General features: G+C 50.5%; 13 protein-coding genes. All 13 read left to right on the top strand.

Annotated features, from left to right (window positions below; genetic code table 11):
• Nucleotides 1-115: 115 nt before the first annotated feature.
• The gene (locus F566_RS0128585; protein WP_020410480.1) at nt 116-1,552 is read left to right on the top strand and encodes a sigma-54 dependent transcriptional regulator; all 1,437 of its coding nucleotides are present in this window, start codon (nt 116-118) and stop codon (nt 1,550-1,552) included.
• Nucleotides 1,553-1,832: 280 nt separating this feature from the next.
• A complete protein-coding gene (locus F566_RS0128580; protein ID WP_020410479.1) occupies nt 1,833-3,110 on the top strand; it encodes a sensor histidine kinase in 1,278 nt (425 codons plus the stop codon).
• A gap of 91 nt (nt 3,111-3,201) precedes the next feature.
• Complete coding sequence (locus F566_RS0128575; protein WP_020410478.1) at nt 3,202-4,623, top strand: sigma-54-dependent transcriptional regulator; 1,422 nt, start codon at nt 3,202-3,204, stop codon at nt 4,621-4,623.
• A 149-nt stretch (nt 4,624-4,772) separates the two neighbouring features.
• Entirely contained in the window at nt 4,773-5,132 is a 360-nt protein-coding gene (gene fliE / locus F566_RS0128570) for a flagellar hook-basal body complex protein FliE (RefSeq protein WP_020410477.1), read from the top strand.
• Nucleotides 5,133-5,240: 108 nt separating this feature from the next.
• On the top strand, nt 5,241-6,971 hold the full coding sequence (gene fliF / locus F566_RS0128565) for a flagellar basal-body MS-ring/collar protein FliF (protein ID WP_020410476.1): 1,731 nt from the start codon (nt 5,241-5,243) through the stop codon (nt 6,969-6,971).
• Nucleotides 6,964-7,992, top strand: coding sequence for a flagellar motor switch protein FliG (gene fliG / locus F566_RS0128560; RefSeq protein ID WP_020410475.1), 1,029 nt, complete (start codon nt 6,964-6,966; stop codon nt 7,990-7,992). Before fliF ends, fliG begins: the two co-directional genes overlap by 8 nt.
• A gap of 77 nt (nt 7,993-8,069) precedes the next feature.
• Entirely contained in the window at nt 8,070-9,065 is a 996-nt protein-coding gene (locus F566_RS0128555) for a flagellar assembly protein FliH (protein ID WP_020410474.1), read from the top strand.
• The gene (gene fliI / locus F566_RS0128550; protein WP_020410473.1) at nt 9,052-10,422 is read left to right on the top strand and encodes a flagellar protein export ATPase FliI; all 1,371 of its coding nucleotides are present in this window, start codon (nt 9,052-9,054) and stop codon (nt 10,420-10,422) included. The genes F566_RS0128555 and fliI overlap by 14 nt, the downstream gene beginning before the upstream one ends.
• 54 nt (nt 10,423-10,476) lie before the next feature.
• Entirely contained in the window at nt 10,477-10,926 is a 450-nt protein-coding gene (gene fliJ / locus F566_RS0128545) for a flagellar export protein FliJ (RefSeq protein ID WP_020410472.1), read from the top strand.
• A gap of 643 nt (nt 10,927-11,569) precedes the next feature.
• Nucleotides 11,570-11,875, top strand: coding sequence for an STAS domain-containing protein (locus tag F566_RS0128540; RefSeq protein WP_020410470.1), 306 nt, complete (start codon nt 11,570-11,572; stop codon nt 11,873-11,875).
• Between the two features lie 225 nt (nt 11,876-12,100).
• Nucleotides 12,101-13,828, top strand: coding sequence for an ATP-binding SpoIIE family protein phosphatase (locus F566_RS0128535; protein ID WP_020410469.1), 1,728 nt, complete (start codon nt 12,101-12,103; stop codon nt 13,826-13,828).
• A 188-nt stretch (nt 13,829-14,016) separates the two neighbouring features.
• Nucleotides 14,017-14,358, top strand: a complete 342-nt coding sequence (locus F566_RS0128530) for an Hpt domain-containing protein (protein WP_020410468.1) — start codon at nt 14,017-14,019, stop codon at nt 14,356-14,358.
• A gap of 165 nt (nt 14,359-14,523) precedes the next feature.
• Nucleotides 14,524-15,846, top strand: coding sequence for a flagellar hook-length control protein FliK (locus tag F566_RS0128525; RefSeq protein ID WP_020410467.1), 1,323 nt, complete (start codon nt 14,524-14,526; stop codon nt 15,844-15,846).
• The last annotated feature ends 35 nt before the right edge of the window (nt 15,847-15,881 follow it).

Below are 15,881 nucleotides of genomic sequence, written 5' to 3'. Positions count from 1 at the left end.
TCAGAAGGGATAAAGCGTCATTTATTTGACCCAGCCCCATTTTCATACTTTAATTCCCTGAAATAATAACAGCAGCCTTCAACGGTGTGCACAGCCGGGAAAATAGACGACATCAATGAATAAAGAAACCAAAGTTCTATTGGTAAGCAACAATAATGAACGGCGTCATGCGGTTCAGATTATTCTGGAGTTCCTGGGGGAAATATGTCTGCCTTGTGGTGAAGATAATTGGGAAGATGATATATCGGGCGAGGTTGAAGGTAGCTCGGAGGTCGGAGTCGCACTGGTCGACAGTCAATGTGGTGATTTGGATGCTCTACTGACGAGAATGCATGAGTGGGATGCAGGGTTGCCGGTACTCATGCTGGGCGAGACCGAGTTGGATCACTTGGATGATAATTGTCATCGAAAAGTGATTGCTCAGCTGGAGATGCCGCCACAATACAACAAATTTATGGATTGTCTTTATCGGGCACAGGTTTACCGTGAGCAGTATGCCGCTAACCGCGGTCGTGGGCAGCAGCGGGAAATTCTGTTATTTCGGAGTCTGGTGGGGACCAGTCGTAGTGTCCAGAAGGTCCGGGAACTGATGTCTCAGGTGGCGGATAAGGAAGTCAGTGTGCTGATTACCGGTGAGTCTGGAACCGGTAAGGAAGTGGTCGCCAGAAACCTGCACTATAACTCCCATCGACGCAATGAGCCTTTTGTGCCAGTGAACTGCGGAGCGATTCCTGCCGAATTGCTGGAAAGTGAATTGTTCGGACACGAGAAGGGGGCTTTTACAGGGGCGATTACCTCTCGTGTTGGACGTTTTGAGCTTGCTCAGGGCGGTACTTTGTTTCTGGATGAAATCGGCGATATGCCCTTGCACATGCAGGTGAAAATCCTTCGTGTATTGCAAGAACGTACATTTGAAAGAGTGGGCAGTAGTAAAACAATCGATGCTAATGTCAGAATTATTGCTGCGACTCATAAAAATCTGGATGAGATGATTGAAAAAGGGGAGTTCAGGGAAGATCTGTATTATCGACTGAATGTTTTTCCTATCGATATGCCTCCGCTAAGGGAGCGTTCAGAAGATATTCCTCTGCTGATCAATGAACTGATTTCCAGAATGGAAAAGGAAAAACGAGGTTCCATTCGTTTCAATTCCGCTGCCATATTGAGTTTGTGTCGTCATGAGTGGCAGGGGAACGTGCGGGAGCTGGCCAATCTGGTGGAGCGTCTGGCGATCATGTATCCCTACGGTGTTGTTGGGGTTCATGAGTTGCCGGCCAAATTCAGGCACATTGATGACGATGATGAAGATCTGGCGGACCTGGGCGAGATGTCTCAAGGCGAGCCTGGTCTGGTTGGGCTAAATAGTCCGGCAGTGTTGCCGGTCAACGGTCTGGACTTGAAAGATTATTTGGCCAATCTGGAAAAGGATCTGATTAGACAGGCGCTTGATGAGGCGGGTGGCGTTGTGGCCAGAGCGGCAGAGCGACTTCATATTCGCCGTACCACCCTGGTAGAAAAAGTCAGGAAATATAATCTGAATACCTCTGAGTAATTTTCATTCCTTCCGTTGCTGTGATGGAGTATTCGCTTTTCTGTCACAGCGACCAACTATTTCACTTCATTGGTTTGTCCTTCAGTTGCGCTGTGTTTAGGTGTTTCCAGCGCCCAGGTTTTCAATTCTCTGCGTCAAAAATCCGCCACAGGCCGATAATCTGTTTCTCTATCTATATGAATAAAAAGTAAAAAATGCAGGTGGCATGATCTGTGATTGGTACCCCGTAGCGCCTCTTTGTGTGTCAAAGAATCATCGTTATGAAAAGTCGGGGAAACTTATGAGTTTACCAAAAGCAGTATCTGACAGAGGGACTGAAGCGAATGTGACGATGTTGCATTCACTAACCACCGACCAGGCTCTGAACACTAAGTTCAACCAGCCTTCAAGGTCTGCCATCCCGCGCCAGCCAGACCATGAGATGGATCGGGCCGTCGCTCTCTTTGATGATATTGCCGATGAAATTTCGCACTCCTACTCCGAGCTGAATGGGCGTATCAGTGCGCTGGCCGAGGAATTGAAAATTCTGGGCCGCCGGCGTCAGGCGGAATTTGAAGAAAAAGAGAAACTGGCCGACAGGCTTTCCACTTTGCTGAAGGCGCTTCCTGCTGGTGTCGTGGTACTCGATGCCAGGGGGTCGGTTCAGGACTGCAATCCCGCCGCTGTTGATCTTCTGGGTGAGCCGCTTGAGGGAGAGCGTTGGGTGGATATTATTCAGCGCTGCTTTTCACCAAAAGCTGATGATGGGCATGAAGTTTCTCTGAAGGATGGTCGTCGCCTGAATATTCAGACGTGCTCTCTGGAAAATGGTTTCGGGCAGCTGATTCTGCTCTCGGACCTGACAGAAACTCGTAACCTGCAATCACAGTTGGCGCGTAATGAGCGCCTTTCGGCGATGGGGAAAATGGTTGCTTCACTGGCTCATCAGATCAGAACGCCATTATCTGCGGCAATGTTGTATGCCAGTCATCTGGCAGCAGAAGACATTACGCCGGCTCTGCGAATCAAGTGTGCTGGAAAGCTGCAGTCAAGGCTTGCTCATCTGGAGCAACAGGTCCGGGATATGCTGGTGTTCGCCAAAGGAGACTCACCCATTGCGGAGAGAATTTCATTGGCGGACCTCTACGAGCAGACACGAGTGGCTGCCGAAGGAGGGCGGGGTCCTGACAATCTTTCCATTAAATGGTACGCGGACAACGTTAATGTCGATCTGGTCGGGAACAAGGATGCTCTGATCGGTGCCCTTCAGAACCTGATTAATAATGCTTGCGAAGCTTTGTCCGGCGTAGAGGCGCCGGTCATTGAGGTGCATTTCAATGTTCCTGTGAAAGGGTTCGCTTCTATTGAGGTGCGAGATAACGGAGCAGGCTTTGAGCCTGAAGAGACAGTAAGGCTGATGGATGCATTTTATACCACTAAGTCCAATGGAACAGGATTGGGGTTGGCAGTGGTGAATAGTGTGGCTCAGGCCCATCATGGCAGGTTCTTTATTACCTCCAAAGGCCTTGGTAAAGGGGCTCGCGCCATCATGACGTTGCCGGTGTGTCATGGCGAATGATGGCATCACCAGCCGACGTTGATCGGCATTAGTTGAGGCCGACAGGCTGGAAACTGGTAGTAAAACGAATTTGATACCCGGGAGAGAACCCATGAATAAATCAACAGTGCTAATTGTGGAAGATGATCTGGAACTGCTGGATGCGTTAACCACGACGCTGGAAATCCATGGCTTTGAATACATTGGCGTCGACTCTGCCAAAGAGGCTCTGGCGGTGCTGGAGCAAAAGACGGTGGACATGGTGGTCAGCGATGTAAATATGCCGGGGATGAATGGGTTTGAGTTAATGGAAGAGGTCCGGCGCCAATATCCTGGCATACCAGTGCTATTGATGACTGCATATGGACAGATCAGTCAGGCGGTGGCGGCGATGCAGAAAGGGGCGGTGGATTACATGGTGAAGCCGTTCGAATCTGAAGCGCTGGTATCCATGCTGGAAAAATACCTGGGCAAAACCGCCAATGAATCCTCGAAAGATGAACCCGTAGCTGTCGATATCAATAGCAAACGGGTTTTCCAGTTAGCTTTGCGGGTGGCCAGAACAGATTCTACGGTGTTGATTTCGGGGGAAAGCGGTACCGGTAAAGAAGTGCTGGCGCGCTATATTCATCAGAAATCGTCACGCCGTAATGCGCCATTTATTGCAATCAATTGTGCCGCAATTCCGGAGAATATGCTGGAAGCCATGTTATTCGGACATGAAAAAGGCGCTTTTACCGGTGCTCATGCCAGCATGCCTGGAAAGTTTGAGCAGGCTAACGGCGGAACTCTGCTGCTGGATGAAGTCTCGGAAATGGATATGGGTTTGCAGGCTAAGCTGTTGCGTGTTCTGCAGGAGCGTGAAGTGGAGAGAATCGGGGGGCGTAAAAGCATTCAACTCGATGTCAGGGTGTTAGCGACGACCAATCGGGATTTGAAAACCTATGTTCAGGAAGGTCGCTTCCGGGAAGATTTGTACTATCGGTTGTCTGTATTTCCAATCTCCTGGCAGCCGCTGCGTGCACGGCGGGATGATATCGTGCCATTGGCGGAACACCTGCTGGCGAATCATGCACGTAAGATGAAATTGTCCTTTGTCAGGTTTGATGACAGCGCCAGAGGCGTCCTCATGTCCCATAGCTGGCCTGGTAATGTCCGTGAACTTGATAACGCTGTCCAGCGAGCCTTGATACTGCAGCAAAGTGGTGTGATTACAGCTGCGGATCTGTGTCTTGAAGGTGCCGGTCTCGATAACGTGATGATGAATCATGCTGTCTCGACGGATAGCAGTGTGTCTGGTGATGATGTGGCGACTGAGAGCCTCCGGGTGGAGGACGAAGACACCAGTGGCTTGGGGCAGGAAATGAAAATGCGTGAGTTCCAGATCATCCTGGATACTTTGAAAAGTGAGGGTGGGCGTCGCAACCGGGTGGCGGAAAAGTTGGGTATTTCTCCCCGGACGCTGCGATATAAAATTGCCCGTATGCGGGATTGTGGTATTGATGTGGATGAACAGTTGGCACGGGCAGTATAAGGCTTTTTCGCAGATGGTATGGAATCTGCTTTGTAATGGGAAAGGCTTTCAATTTACCCATTTTTCAGCCTGAAACGACGAATTATTGACGCAGAGCATGAGTGGCGTCACCTGTCATCGGGATTGGGTATCGAGACGAGGAGTGCAGCATGAATAATCGAGTGGACATTAACAATGTTTTGGCGGAAATCAGAAGCATTCGTTCGCAGATGCAGCAGCCTGTCAAAGTCCAGCCCGAAGTCAATCCCAATGAAGTTCGTGGTGTACAGCAGGCGAAAGAAGCGGCCCCAAGTTTTAATCAGATGCTGACGCAGGCGGTCGGCCAGGTGAACGATCTGCAGCAGAACGCCAATAATCTGGCGACGGCTTATCAGGCTGGCGATCCTCAGGCAGATCTGACAGAAGTGATGATTGCCTCCCAGAAATCTTCCATTGCTTTTCAGGCGTTGACTCAGGTGAGAAACAAGGTGGTCCAGGCCTACGAAGATATTATGAAAATGCCGATCTAAAACAATTTTAGACCTGTAATGATCTAAGAGCAGCAGTGATCTAAGAACAGTATGAAATGGTTGAGAAACGGTTTCTGCATGACAACAAGTTTGTAATAGAGGTTTCCCATGGCATCCGTACCGGCTGAAATTCCAGGCAACAATATGACGGCCAATGTTGGTGGCGCCGATACTGATCTGATTGAAAACAAAAGCGATATGCTGCTGGGGTTCAATCGCCTCTCGTTATTGCGACAACTGGTGTTGATGATTGGAGTGGCTGCCAGTATCGCCATGGGGATTGCCATCATCCTGTGGGCTAACGAGCCTGCCTATCAGCCTCTATTTGCGGACATGAGTCGCTACGATGCAACTGAAGTGGCCAGTATCCTGAACCAGAACGATGTCGCCTTCAAAATAGAGCCGAAGACGGGGGCTTTGTTGATCGCGGCAGAAGATCTCCATAGAGCTCGTTTGCAGTTGGCCTCAGCGGGTATTACACAAGATAAGACCATTGGTTTTGAGCTGTTGGATCAGGATACAGGTCTGGGGACAAGTCAATTCATGGAGTCCACTCGCTATCGTCGTGGACTTGAAGGAGAGCTGGCGAGAACCATTGCCAGTCTGCGTAACGTTAAAAGTGCGCGGGTGCATCTGGCCATTCCCAAACAAAGTGTCTTTGTACGTGATAATCGTAAACCTTCCGCCTCTGTCTTTCTGGAACTGATTGGTACCCGTTCCTTGCAGCCCTCTCAGGTTGAGGCCATCGTGAATCTGGTATCCAGTAGTGTGCCAGAGATGGATCAGAGCGATGTCACCGTTGTAGATCAGCGCGGTACCCTGCTTTCCATGAATAATCTGAGTGAGGATGATCGTCGCACTTCCAGAGAGTTTGAATATGCCCGCAAAATGGAAGAGGTTCTGAATCGCAGGGTCAACAGTATTCTTGAGCCGATTCTGGGGATGGGCAGATTCCGGGCGGAAGTGTCAGCTGATGTGGACTTTACCGCCATTGAACAGGCAGAAGAAGTATTCAACCCTGACCTGCAGGCGATTCGTAGCGAGCAGGAAATTGGTGAGCAAAGAGTGGCGGGTACCGGACCACAAGGGATTCCGGGAGCGCTTTCCAACCAGCCACCGGGCGAGACGAGTGTGCCGGAGCAGGCAGGCGGGGGAGCTCAGGGGCAAGGACAGAGCCAATCTACCGATATTCGCAAGCAGACCGTTAGAAACTATGAAGTGGACCGGACTGTCAGTTACATCAAGCATCATCAGGGTAAAATTAAGCGGCTGACAGTGGCTGTGGTGGTGGACGATATTCGACGCCCTGGACCTGATGGCGTGACCATGGAGCCTTGGCCCCAGGAAGAGCTGGAGCGGCTGACGGTGTTGGTGCGCGATGCAGTGGGCTATTCTGCGGCCAGAGGAGACAGTGTGAATGTGATTAACACGCCGTTCCTGGCCGAAGAGCAGGAGTTTGTCGAAGAAGAACTTTCCATAGTGCAGCAACTGTGGGAGCTTTGGGCTGGTGGGCTGTTGAAATGGGTGGCTGCCATATTGATTATCCTGATTCTCGTGTTCGGGGTAATCCGCCCCACACTTAAAAACCTGTCGACCGGTGGATCGGAAGCAAAGGATCTTGCTCTCGCAGGAGACGAAGAAGGATTGGTAGAATTACAAAAGCTTGGCGATACTGAAGGAGTGGAAGAAGGCGTAGGACTGTCAGCCAGCGGTGAGTTTATGCTCCCGGGAGCTTCCGAGAGTTATGAAAAACAGATTAACGCATTAAAAGGTCTTGTCGCCGAGGATCCTGGTCGCGTAGCTCAGGTGGTTCGGCAGTGGGTAATGGCGGATGAGTGAAGCAAAATCTGGCGAAAAAAAGCCGGTACGAAAGGTCAATCGGACTGAAGCGGCTGCCATATTGCTGATGTCTCTGGGTGAGGCAGATGCCGCACAGATCCTGAAGCATATGGGGCCGAAGGAAGTGCAGCGTGTTGGCGCTCAGATGGCGCAGCTGCAGAATGTTACCCAGGAAGTGGTTGAGCAGGTGACATCAGAGTTCCTGGAGGCTGTTGGCGGGCAAACCGGTCTGGGGATCGGGGCTGATGACTATATCCGCACCATGCTCACCCAGGCACTGGGGGAAGACAAGGCCTCCGGCTTGATTGACCGGATCTTGATGGGAGGCAATACAACTGGGCTGGATACATTAAAATGGATGGAGTCCCGAGCGGTTGCCGATATTATTCGCTATGAACATCCGCAGATTCAGGCGATTGTCATTTCTTATCTGGATGCGGACCAGGCCGCTGAAGTGCTGGCCAACTTCGATGAAAAAGTGCGGCTGGATATTATCATGCGTGTCGCCTCCCTGGAGACGATACAGCCTCAGGCGCTGCAGGAATTGAATAATATTCTTGAGCGTCAGTTTTCCGGCGGTACCTCTGCCCAGACAAGTAAAATTGGCGGTGTGAAATGTGCGGCTAACATCATGAACTTCATGGATAGCAGTATTGAAGCGCCGTTAATGGATTCCATCAAGGAGATGGATACGGATCTCGGAACCCAGATCGAAGATCTGATGTTTGTGTTCGATAATCTGAAGGATGTGGATGATCGCGGTATTCAGGCTCTGCTGCGGGAAGTCTCCTCTGACAACCTGATTTTGGCATTGAAAGGGGCTGATGACGACCTGCAGGAGAAAGTGTTCCGGAATATGTCAAAACGGGCTGCGGAATTGCTGCGAGATGATCTGGAGGCTCGCGGACCGGTCAGAATCAGTGAAGTGGAAGCGGCCCAGAAAGAAATTCTTACGATTGCCCGACGTATGGCAGATGCGGGCGAGATTATGCTTGGTGGCGCCGGCGAGGAAATGTTGTAATAGATTAGCGGTAGCCGCTTGCTGCTGACTGCCGTCAAATAGTTCATCTACCGCCTCTATCAAGCCAGGAAACACCGATGAAGAAATCCGATCCCAAGACGCCACCAGAACAGCTCACAGCCTATGAGCGCTGGGAGTTGCCGGTGATTGGGGAAGAATTTGAGAATCGGCAATCTGCGTCAAAATCCCATAAGCCTCCGACAGCGGCGGAACTTGAAGGTATTCGTGAGGCTGCCTATGAGGAAGGTCTGGAGCAGGGGAAAGCCGAAGGCCTTAAAGCTGGCCGGGATGAAGGCTACCGAAAAGGTCTGGAAGAAGGAAAGCAGGAAGGCTTGAAACTGGGCACCGCCAAAGGTGAAGCGGCGGCGCTCAAAGTGAGAAGTGCTGCTATCCAGGCCCAGATGACCCAGTTCGAACAGCTATTGCGTGCGCTGCAGCAACCGATCCAGGAATGCCAGGAAGAGGTTGAGGAAGCCATGCTCAATCTGATATTCGCTATCAGTCGCTCAGTTATCTTTCGGGAACTGACCATGGGGCCAACTCAAATTGCTACGGTGGTCAGGGAAGCATTGGCTGCGCTGCCAAATACGGAAGAACAGGTGACGGTGTATATTTCTCCAGCGGACGCAGCCTATCTGGAAGAACACTTGCCAGCCGATCATACCTATCGATACTCCAAAGATTCCAAGATGATGGCTGGCGGTTGTCGCGTGGAAACCCGGCATACCTTACTGGATTATACTGTAGAAAAGCGTTTTCAGGCCGCAATACAGCAACTGTTGTCCCGGCACAGTGATGAAACGGAGAGTTCAGACGCCCATGATTACACTGATCAGATGGGGGAAATGAGCGATTTTCATCGGGATCTGCTCGAATCTGCTGTTGAAGAGGCTGCCATTCAAAACCCCGCTGCGAAGTCTATAGATGATGCGGAAGAGATCGTCAGCAATGAGACTGAAAACAAGAGTAAGCTGAAATCGGACCCAGACTCTGAGTCTGGGGAGAATGAAGCGTCGTTGAAGCACCCGGACGATTTCCCTTCCGGGGAGAGGTCTGATCATGAACCTGGCTGATCGTCTGAAGCAATACCAGAATTATGTTCCCACACAGATTCGTCCGGAGATTAACGGTCGCTTGACTCGTGTTATTGGGCTGACGCTGGAGGCTGTAGGTTGTCCGATGACTCTGGGAGAGCGTTGCCTGATCGAGGTTCGTGGTGGGCGCATGGTGGAAGCGGAAGTTGTGGGCTTTGCAGAAGACAGAATTTATCTGATGCCCATGGCAGCTGTTGAAGGGCTGCAACCCGGTGCACGGGTGCGGCCAATGGCTGGTGTCGGACGTATCGGGGTAGGGCAAAAACTGCTGGGACGGGTGTTAAACGGGGCGGGTGAGCCGTTGGATGGTCGGGGAGCGATCGAGGCCGATCACCATGTGGATTTGTTTGGTGAGCCTATCAATCCGTTGCATCGGGCGCCGATCCGTCAAAAGCTGGATGTAGGTATCCGGGCGATCAATTCATTGTTATCGGTGGGAATTGGTCAGCGTCTGGGCTTGTTTGCCGGCAGTGGTGTCGGTAAAAGTATGCTGCTGGGCATGATGACACGATTTACCAATGCTGATATCACTGTGGTCGGACTGGTTGGTGAGCGGGGGCGTGAGGTAAAGGAGTTTATTGAGGATATTTTAGGTGAGGAAGGTCTGTCCCGGTCAGTGGTGGTTGCTTCTCCGGCAGATGACTCTCCTCTGATGCGTCTGCGGGCGGCAGTGTTAACCACCCGGATTGCAGAGTATTACCGGGATCAGGGCAAGAATGTATTACTGTTGATGGACAGTCTGACCCGCTACGCACAGGCGCAACGGGAAATCGCTCTGTCCGTCGGGGAGCCTCCAGCGACAAAAGGTTACCCGCCCTCAGTATTTGCCAAGCTGCCGCAATTGGTGGAGAGGGCTGGAAACGGAAAGCCAGGAGGCGGCTCTATTACGGCCTTTTATACGGTTCTGACTGAAGGGGATGATCAGCAGGATCCAATCGCTGATGCGGCCAGAGCGATTCTGGATGGTCACATTGTGCTTAACCGGCGTCTTGCGGAGGAAGGTCATTATCCTGCTATTGATATTGAAGCTTCTATCAGTCGAGTCATGCCTCAGGTGACCAAGCCGGATCACTTTCAGCAGGCACAACGCTTCAAACAACTCTATTCCCGTTATCAGCAAACCCGCGATCTGATCAGTGTTGGAGCTTATGTCCAAGGTTCGGATAAGGAAACAGACTATGCCATTGAGCGTTATCCGCACATGCGAAAATTTCTTCAGCAGGGGTTGAAGGAAAGTGCGTCGTTGGAAGATAGTATTGGAAGCCTGGGGCGCTTGTTCGATACGCCCAAGGCAGACAAAGGGGCACCACAGACTCCACAGTTGCAGAGAGGATAGTTCTCACAGCAGGCTTTCCACTGCTTCGTCAACATATCCGGAGGATAGGCGTTAATGCCGACGCAAAAACGCTCTCAGCGCCTGCAGATTGTGCTTGATCTGATCGCCAGGGAGGAAGATCAGGAGCGGCAGTTATTGGGGCAGATCCGTACCCAGATGCAGGCTTCTGAAGACAAGATTGAGCAACTGATTGCCTACCAGAGGCAGTACCAGGAGGACTTGAAAAGTAACAGTGCCTCTGTCAAATCCGTCAGGCATATTCAGACGTTTCATGTTTTCATCAGTCGATTGGGGACTGCCATTGAGCAGCAGCAGCAACAATCACTTTTGCTCAAGCAGAAACTGGAGGCGCAAACCGGCAAATGGCAGGCGGTCTACCAGAAAAAAAAGAACATGGAAGAACATATTGAGCGCTGTCGTCAGGAAGAAACGTTAGAGGAAGACCGTAAAGAGCAACGTCGACTTGACGATGCAGCTTATCGACGGGCTCACAAAAACATATAATTGACCTGTTTCGGATTGGACATTTTCAGAGTTTAAGCTATTGATTATTATTAGGGTCTGTTGAGTTGCCGGTTGGTTCGGAGGCGCATTTCTGACTTCCCATGCATCCCTTGCGATATCGGGGTGTATGGGAAGTTGGTTAGGAGGCTTTCTTTAACGTACGTAATGTCTTTAATGTAAGAATGTGCCAGAGAGGGTGCCAATTTGCTTCATCGTGCGCTGTCAGTTGCTTGCATTGGTTGTCGGTCGCATGAATCAATGGTCCTGAGGCACCCCTTCCACTGTTACTGAGAGCAAAACGAGACTCCAGCATGAATGTGAGATGAAACATCAACAAACTCCAGTGGTACTGCGTCAAAGACAAAGCAACAGAGTCAGAGGGAAAATGGCGAAGAATAAGTTGCTGAATTTTTCGCATGGTCCACTAGTGTAAAAGAATTAATATTTTTCGGTTTTTACAACTTGATACTATATTCAGGTTAATGGCATTCAGGAATATGGCGGCCGGGCATGCTTACGGACGATGTGTCAGGGATATGACAGTGAAAGGGGTCGTCAGGCTGGCCGCAACAATACGAATGAAATGTTAAAGAAGTTTTCTTAAACTATTTTAGGTAAGGAAACACCTGGATAAGGAGGAAACATGTCCATTACGACTAGTAGGTCGACAAATCAGGCAGAGCTGACAATCAGTATAAAAGGCCGTTTCGACTTCAGTTCCCATCAGGAATTTCGGGATGCCTATGAAAACCCGGAAGGCCCCTATGAGCACTATAAAATTGATATGGCTGAAACGACCTATCTCGACAGTTCTGCGCTGGGCATGCTGCTATTGCTGAGAGATTATGCCGGAGGTGACAGCGCCAATATCCAGATTCTCAATTGCAACAATGATGTCCGAAAAATTCTGACCATTTCCAATTTTGAACAACTGTTTGTCATTCAGTAATGCCCTTTCGGGCACGATGAGGCATTAAAAGACCGGGTGGTTTCAGTCAATACACTGCGTTTCCGTTATTACGCCATAGTTTTCATGATGTCACTATGGTTTTCGTTAACTGGTCATGGTTTTCGATAGTGAGCCATGCGTCTGATGTTGAAACGGAACAAGTGATAGGGTGGATCTGATGATGAAACCGGCCGGGTAATCCATACCATAACTGAGATTTTCAACGTGGTAACGGAGTCAGCCCCCAAACCTGAGGAAGCTTCCGCAGGCCCTCTCAAGATTCTGATTGCCGATGACAATCATTCTGACCGTCTTATCCTTCAGGCCATCGTCAAACGTCAGGGACATCATGTTGTGACTGCCGTAGACGGTGTGGATGCGGTAGAGAAATTTTCTGCAGAAGAGCCAGATATTATCTTGTTGGACGCTCTTATGCCCCGCATGGACGGTTTTGATGCTGCCAAGGAGATCAAAAAGCTCTCAGGTGAAGATCTTGTTCCTATTATTTTCCTGACCTCTTTGAGTGATGCAGAGTCATTGGCCAAGTGTTTGGAAGCCGGCGGTGATGATTTTCTTTCAAAACCCTATAACCCCATCATTCTGCAGGCCAAAATTAATGCCTTTAATCGTATGCGGGTGATGCACAGGACGCTGCAGATGCAAAGGGATCAGATCGCTGATCACAATGAGCATCTGGTCAGGGAACAGGAAGTTGCCAAAAAGGTCTTTGACAATGTCGCTCATGTCGGCTGTCTGGGGGCAAGAAACATCCGTCACTTGCTGTCACCATTGTCGGTGTTTAACGGTGATGTCCTGTTGGCATGCCAGAAGCCCTCTGGCGGGATGCATGTTCTGCTTGGGGATTTTACCGGCCATGGTCTGCCTGCGGCGATCGGGGCTATGCCTATGGCAGAGATATTCTACGGGATGACCACCAAGGGGTACGCACTGCCGGATATCCTCCGGGAAATCAATCTGAAACTGAAAACCATACTGCCGGTTGGATTTTTCTGCTGTGCCACGATGATCGATGTGGAATTCGGCGACAAGTCGATTGAAATATGGAGTGGCGGGCTGCCCAGTGGTTACCTGTTGCAGGGCGGCAAACTGATCAAAGTGCCATCGCGGCATCTGCCGTTGGGTATTCGTGGCAGTGATTCTTTCGATGCCTCAACTGAACGTTATGAAATGCATGATGGTGACCGTTTCTACCTCTGGTCAGACGGTATCATTGAGGCTGCAAATTCCCAAAATGAGTTTTATGGCGAAGAGCGCTTGCAGGCGTTAGTCGAACAATATATCGAGTCTGATGAGCTCTTCTATCGGATTCAGCGGGATGTGCTGGCGTTTGCTGGTGATTGCGGGCCAGGGGATGATCTCACCATGGCGGAAGTCACCATGATGCCAGAGCATGAGCTGGGGATACATGAAAGTGAACATGCCAGTGCCGGTGGCAGGGGGCCGGGGAAATGGGAGATGAGTTATCGCCTGACGGATGACTCTCTGGCCAGGTTTGATCCGATCCCATTATTGCTACAGATCGTCATGGAAGTTCCCGGTATGCGTAGTTTTAATGGTGAAATCTTCACCATTATCAGTGAGCTTTATTCCAATGCGCTGGATCATGGTGTGCTGAAGCTGGATTCCAGTCTGAAAAACAGTTCGGAAGGTTTTGCCGAGTACTATCGGCTACGTGAGCAGCGTTGCAATCAACTTGTGGATGCCCATGTAATGGTCCGTCTCAAGCATGATGGAACACATCAGGGAGGAGTGCTGACTATCCGGGTGGAAGACAGTGGGCAAGGGTTTAACTGGCAGAAAATCAATTCTACACAGCCTTGTGCCAGTCAGTATTCCGGGCGTGGGGTGGCGTTGTTGAAGTCCCTTTGCCGGCGGGTGGAATATTTTGAGCCAGGCAATGTGGTGGAAGTTGAATATGAATGGCGATTATAAGCCCCTTTATCAGTATAATGGTGGCAGGGGAAATCCCCGGAAAGGCTCACCGTATAACGTCTGACAAGATTATAGGCAATTGGCGGAGGCCAAACGGGTGATAGTAATTTTCGCAGTAGGCGTATAAAACAATAAAAAGATGAACTGACTGCTGTGATGTCAGTCGCACTGAATTCAAGGCTTATATAATGACTATTGAAACACATCTGAATGATGCCGTTCTGTCAGACCTGCGGGAAATGATGGAAGGTGAATTCGAGTTTCTGGTGACTACCTTCCTGGATGACTCAGCTCAGCGTCTTGAAGATATTCAGCATCAACTGGATTCTGGAGACTCCGCTGCTTTTGGCAGAGCCTGCCATAGCCTCAAAGGTAGCGCGACCAACCTTGGGTTGCCAAGGCTTTCCGAGCTGTGTCGACAGGGGGAAGAACTGGGATACAGTGATCAGATGGATGCCGCTGGAGAACTGGTAGGCGATATTAAGGAGGAATTTGAGCAGGTAACGGATCTACTGAAGGACTACGTCTGACCTATTGAGGCCATACTTCGATCTGGCCATTCGGAATGAAGTTTTATCTGTTCGCCAGAGGTGACTTTGCCCCTTGGCCCGTTCTGTGCATATAACCACTTTGAATGATTGATTGCCGCAGGCGAGATTCTTGCCTGTGGTTGGAATACATCGAAAGAGGTCGTTATGGCTGCACCTGCATCAACGTCGATTCTGGACATCGCTTCCACACCGAAAGCCGCGGCGAAAAAAACATCTTCTTCTGTGGCTGATTCCTTTAACTCTATGGCAGAAAAGAAAAAACCGTTTTCTGAAGTGTATAACGACAGTGTCGGTAGTGCCTCCGAGCGAAAAGACACTTCAAAGCCGGAGGCTTCCAGAGAGGAGGCTTCCAGTGCACGCTCAGATAATCGATCACATGAGGCTGACCGCAAGAAAGATGGTCATGAGGAAGATAGGGCTGTAGAAGAGTCTGACAATGGCGGAGATTCTTTGCCGGTCAAAGAGGCAAGCGCCGGGGAAGTCGACGATCCAAAGGCTGATGCCGGAGAAACCGCAGATGAGGGAGGCGGCGAAGCCGTTGTCGAGGCTGTCGTTGCGGAAGAGTTGTTGGCCCAGGATTTATCTGTTGCGAATACGGAAACCTCTGACGAAGTGGTTGAATTTATCACCACTCTTGCGGCGCTGGCTGGCGGTAAGGGTGGACAGGTAAAAGGCGCTGAAGTCGCTGATGCTGGCGAGGCCGGAACTGAGCTGGCGAAAGTCATTCAGTCCATTTTGAAGAACGCTAAAGGCAAGCAGGGAGTAGAGAATGCTCTGAAAGGTGTCGAGCCTGAGAAAGTGGCTGAGGTTTCGCAGCTATTGAAAGACTTTATCGGAAAAGTGTCTGCACCTTCGCTGAATCTGAAGGCCGGCGGTAGTGACCAGCAGGGGCTTGAGGCAATTCTGGCAAAGCTGGCTGACAGTGGACAGATTAAATTACCGGCCCAGAATGCTTCCATACCAGGACAACTGGCGATGCAACTGAGTCCTGCCAGAGCTGACGCGGGTATAGCATCAGGTCCCTATATCACTACTTTGCAGCAATCGTTGCAGCATCCGGAATGGAAGGATGGTATGGCGAACAAGGTGATGTGGATGGTAAACCAGAATATTCAGAGCGCGAAGATTCATTTGAATCCGGCTGAACTTGGTCCTATTGAAATGAAGATTCAGGTGCATAAAGATCAGGCTCATATCCAGGTTCACAGTCAGCATGCGGTGACCCGCGACCTGATGGAGGGTACGGTGAACCGATTACGCGACATGCTGGCGGATCAGGGAATTGAGCTCTCTCAGTTTGATGTATCAAGTCAGCAGGGCGAGCAATCCGGTGCTGAGAGCGGGGACGGTCAGGATGAATCCGGGAATCAGGACCTGGCAATGGCTGACGATCTGCAGGGTGAGGAGACCTCGCACGGCGTAGAACAGGGTCTGGCGCTGGATCAACTGGTGGATTATTACGTATAACGCTCTCAAAGCTGATGCCTTATGGTTTTTTACTG

Origin of the sequence: Hahella ganghwensis DSM 17046, from assembly GCF_000376785.1 — a bacterium.
GTDB lineage: Bacteria > Pseudomonadota > Gammaproteobacteria > Pseudomonadales > Oleiphilaceae > Hahella > Hahella ganghwensis.
The sequence above is the reverse complement of the archived record's forward strand: the minus strand, read 5'-3'. Positions and strand labels throughout refer to the sequence as shown.

What these genes read in the sequence shown, in the direction of transcription:
- fliI (WP_020410473.1), top strand. Translation starts at nt 9,052, where the DNA reads ATGAACCTGGCTGATCGTCTGAAGCAATACCAGAATTATGTTCCCACA.
- F566_RS0128540 (WP_020410470.1), top strand. Translation starts at nt 11,570, where the DNA reads ATGTCCATTACGACTAGTAGGTCGACAAATCAGGCAGAGCTGACAATC.
- F566_RS0128555 (WP_020410474.1), top strand. Translation starts at nt 8,070, where the DNA reads ATGAAGAAATCCGATCCCAAGACGCCACCAGAACAGCTCACAGCCTAT.
- F566_RS0128585 (WP_020410480.1), top strand. Translation starts at nt 116, where the DNA reads ATGAATAAAGAAACCAAAGTTCTATTGGTAAGCAACAATAATGAACGG.
- F566_RS0128530 (WP_020410468.1), top strand. Translation starts at nt 14,017, where the DNA reads ATGACTATTGAAACACATCTGAATGATGCCGTTCTGTCAGACCTGCGG.
- fliJ (WP_020410472.1), top strand. Translation starts at nt 10,477, where the DNA reads ATGCCGACGCAAAAACGCTCTCAGCGCCTGCAGATTGTGCTTGATCTG.
- fliE (WP_020410477.1), top strand. Translation starts at nt 4,773, where the DNA reads ATGAATAATCGAGTGGACATTAACAATGTTTTGGCGGAAATCAGAAGC.
- F566_RS0128575 (WP_020410478.1), top strand. Translation starts at nt 3,202, where the DNA reads ATGAATAAATCAACAGTGCTAATTGTGGAAGATGATCTGGAACTGCTG.
- fliG (WP_020410475.1), top strand. Translation starts at nt 6,964, where the DNA reads ATGAGTGAAGCAAAATCTGGCGAAAAAAAGCCGGTACGAAAGGTCAAT.
- F566_RS0128580 (WP_020410479.1), top strand. Translation starts at nt 1,833, where the DNA reads ATGAGTTTACCAAAAGCAGTATCTGACAGAGGGACTGAAGCGAATGTG.
- F566_RS0128525 (WP_020410467.1), top strand. Translation starts at nt 14,524, where the DNA reads ATGGCTGCACCTGCATCAACGTCGATTCTGGACATCGCTTCCACACCG.
- fliF (WP_020410476.1), top strand. Translation starts at nt 5,241, where the DNA reads ATGGCATCCGTACCGGCTGAAATTCCAGGCAACAATATGACGGCCAAT.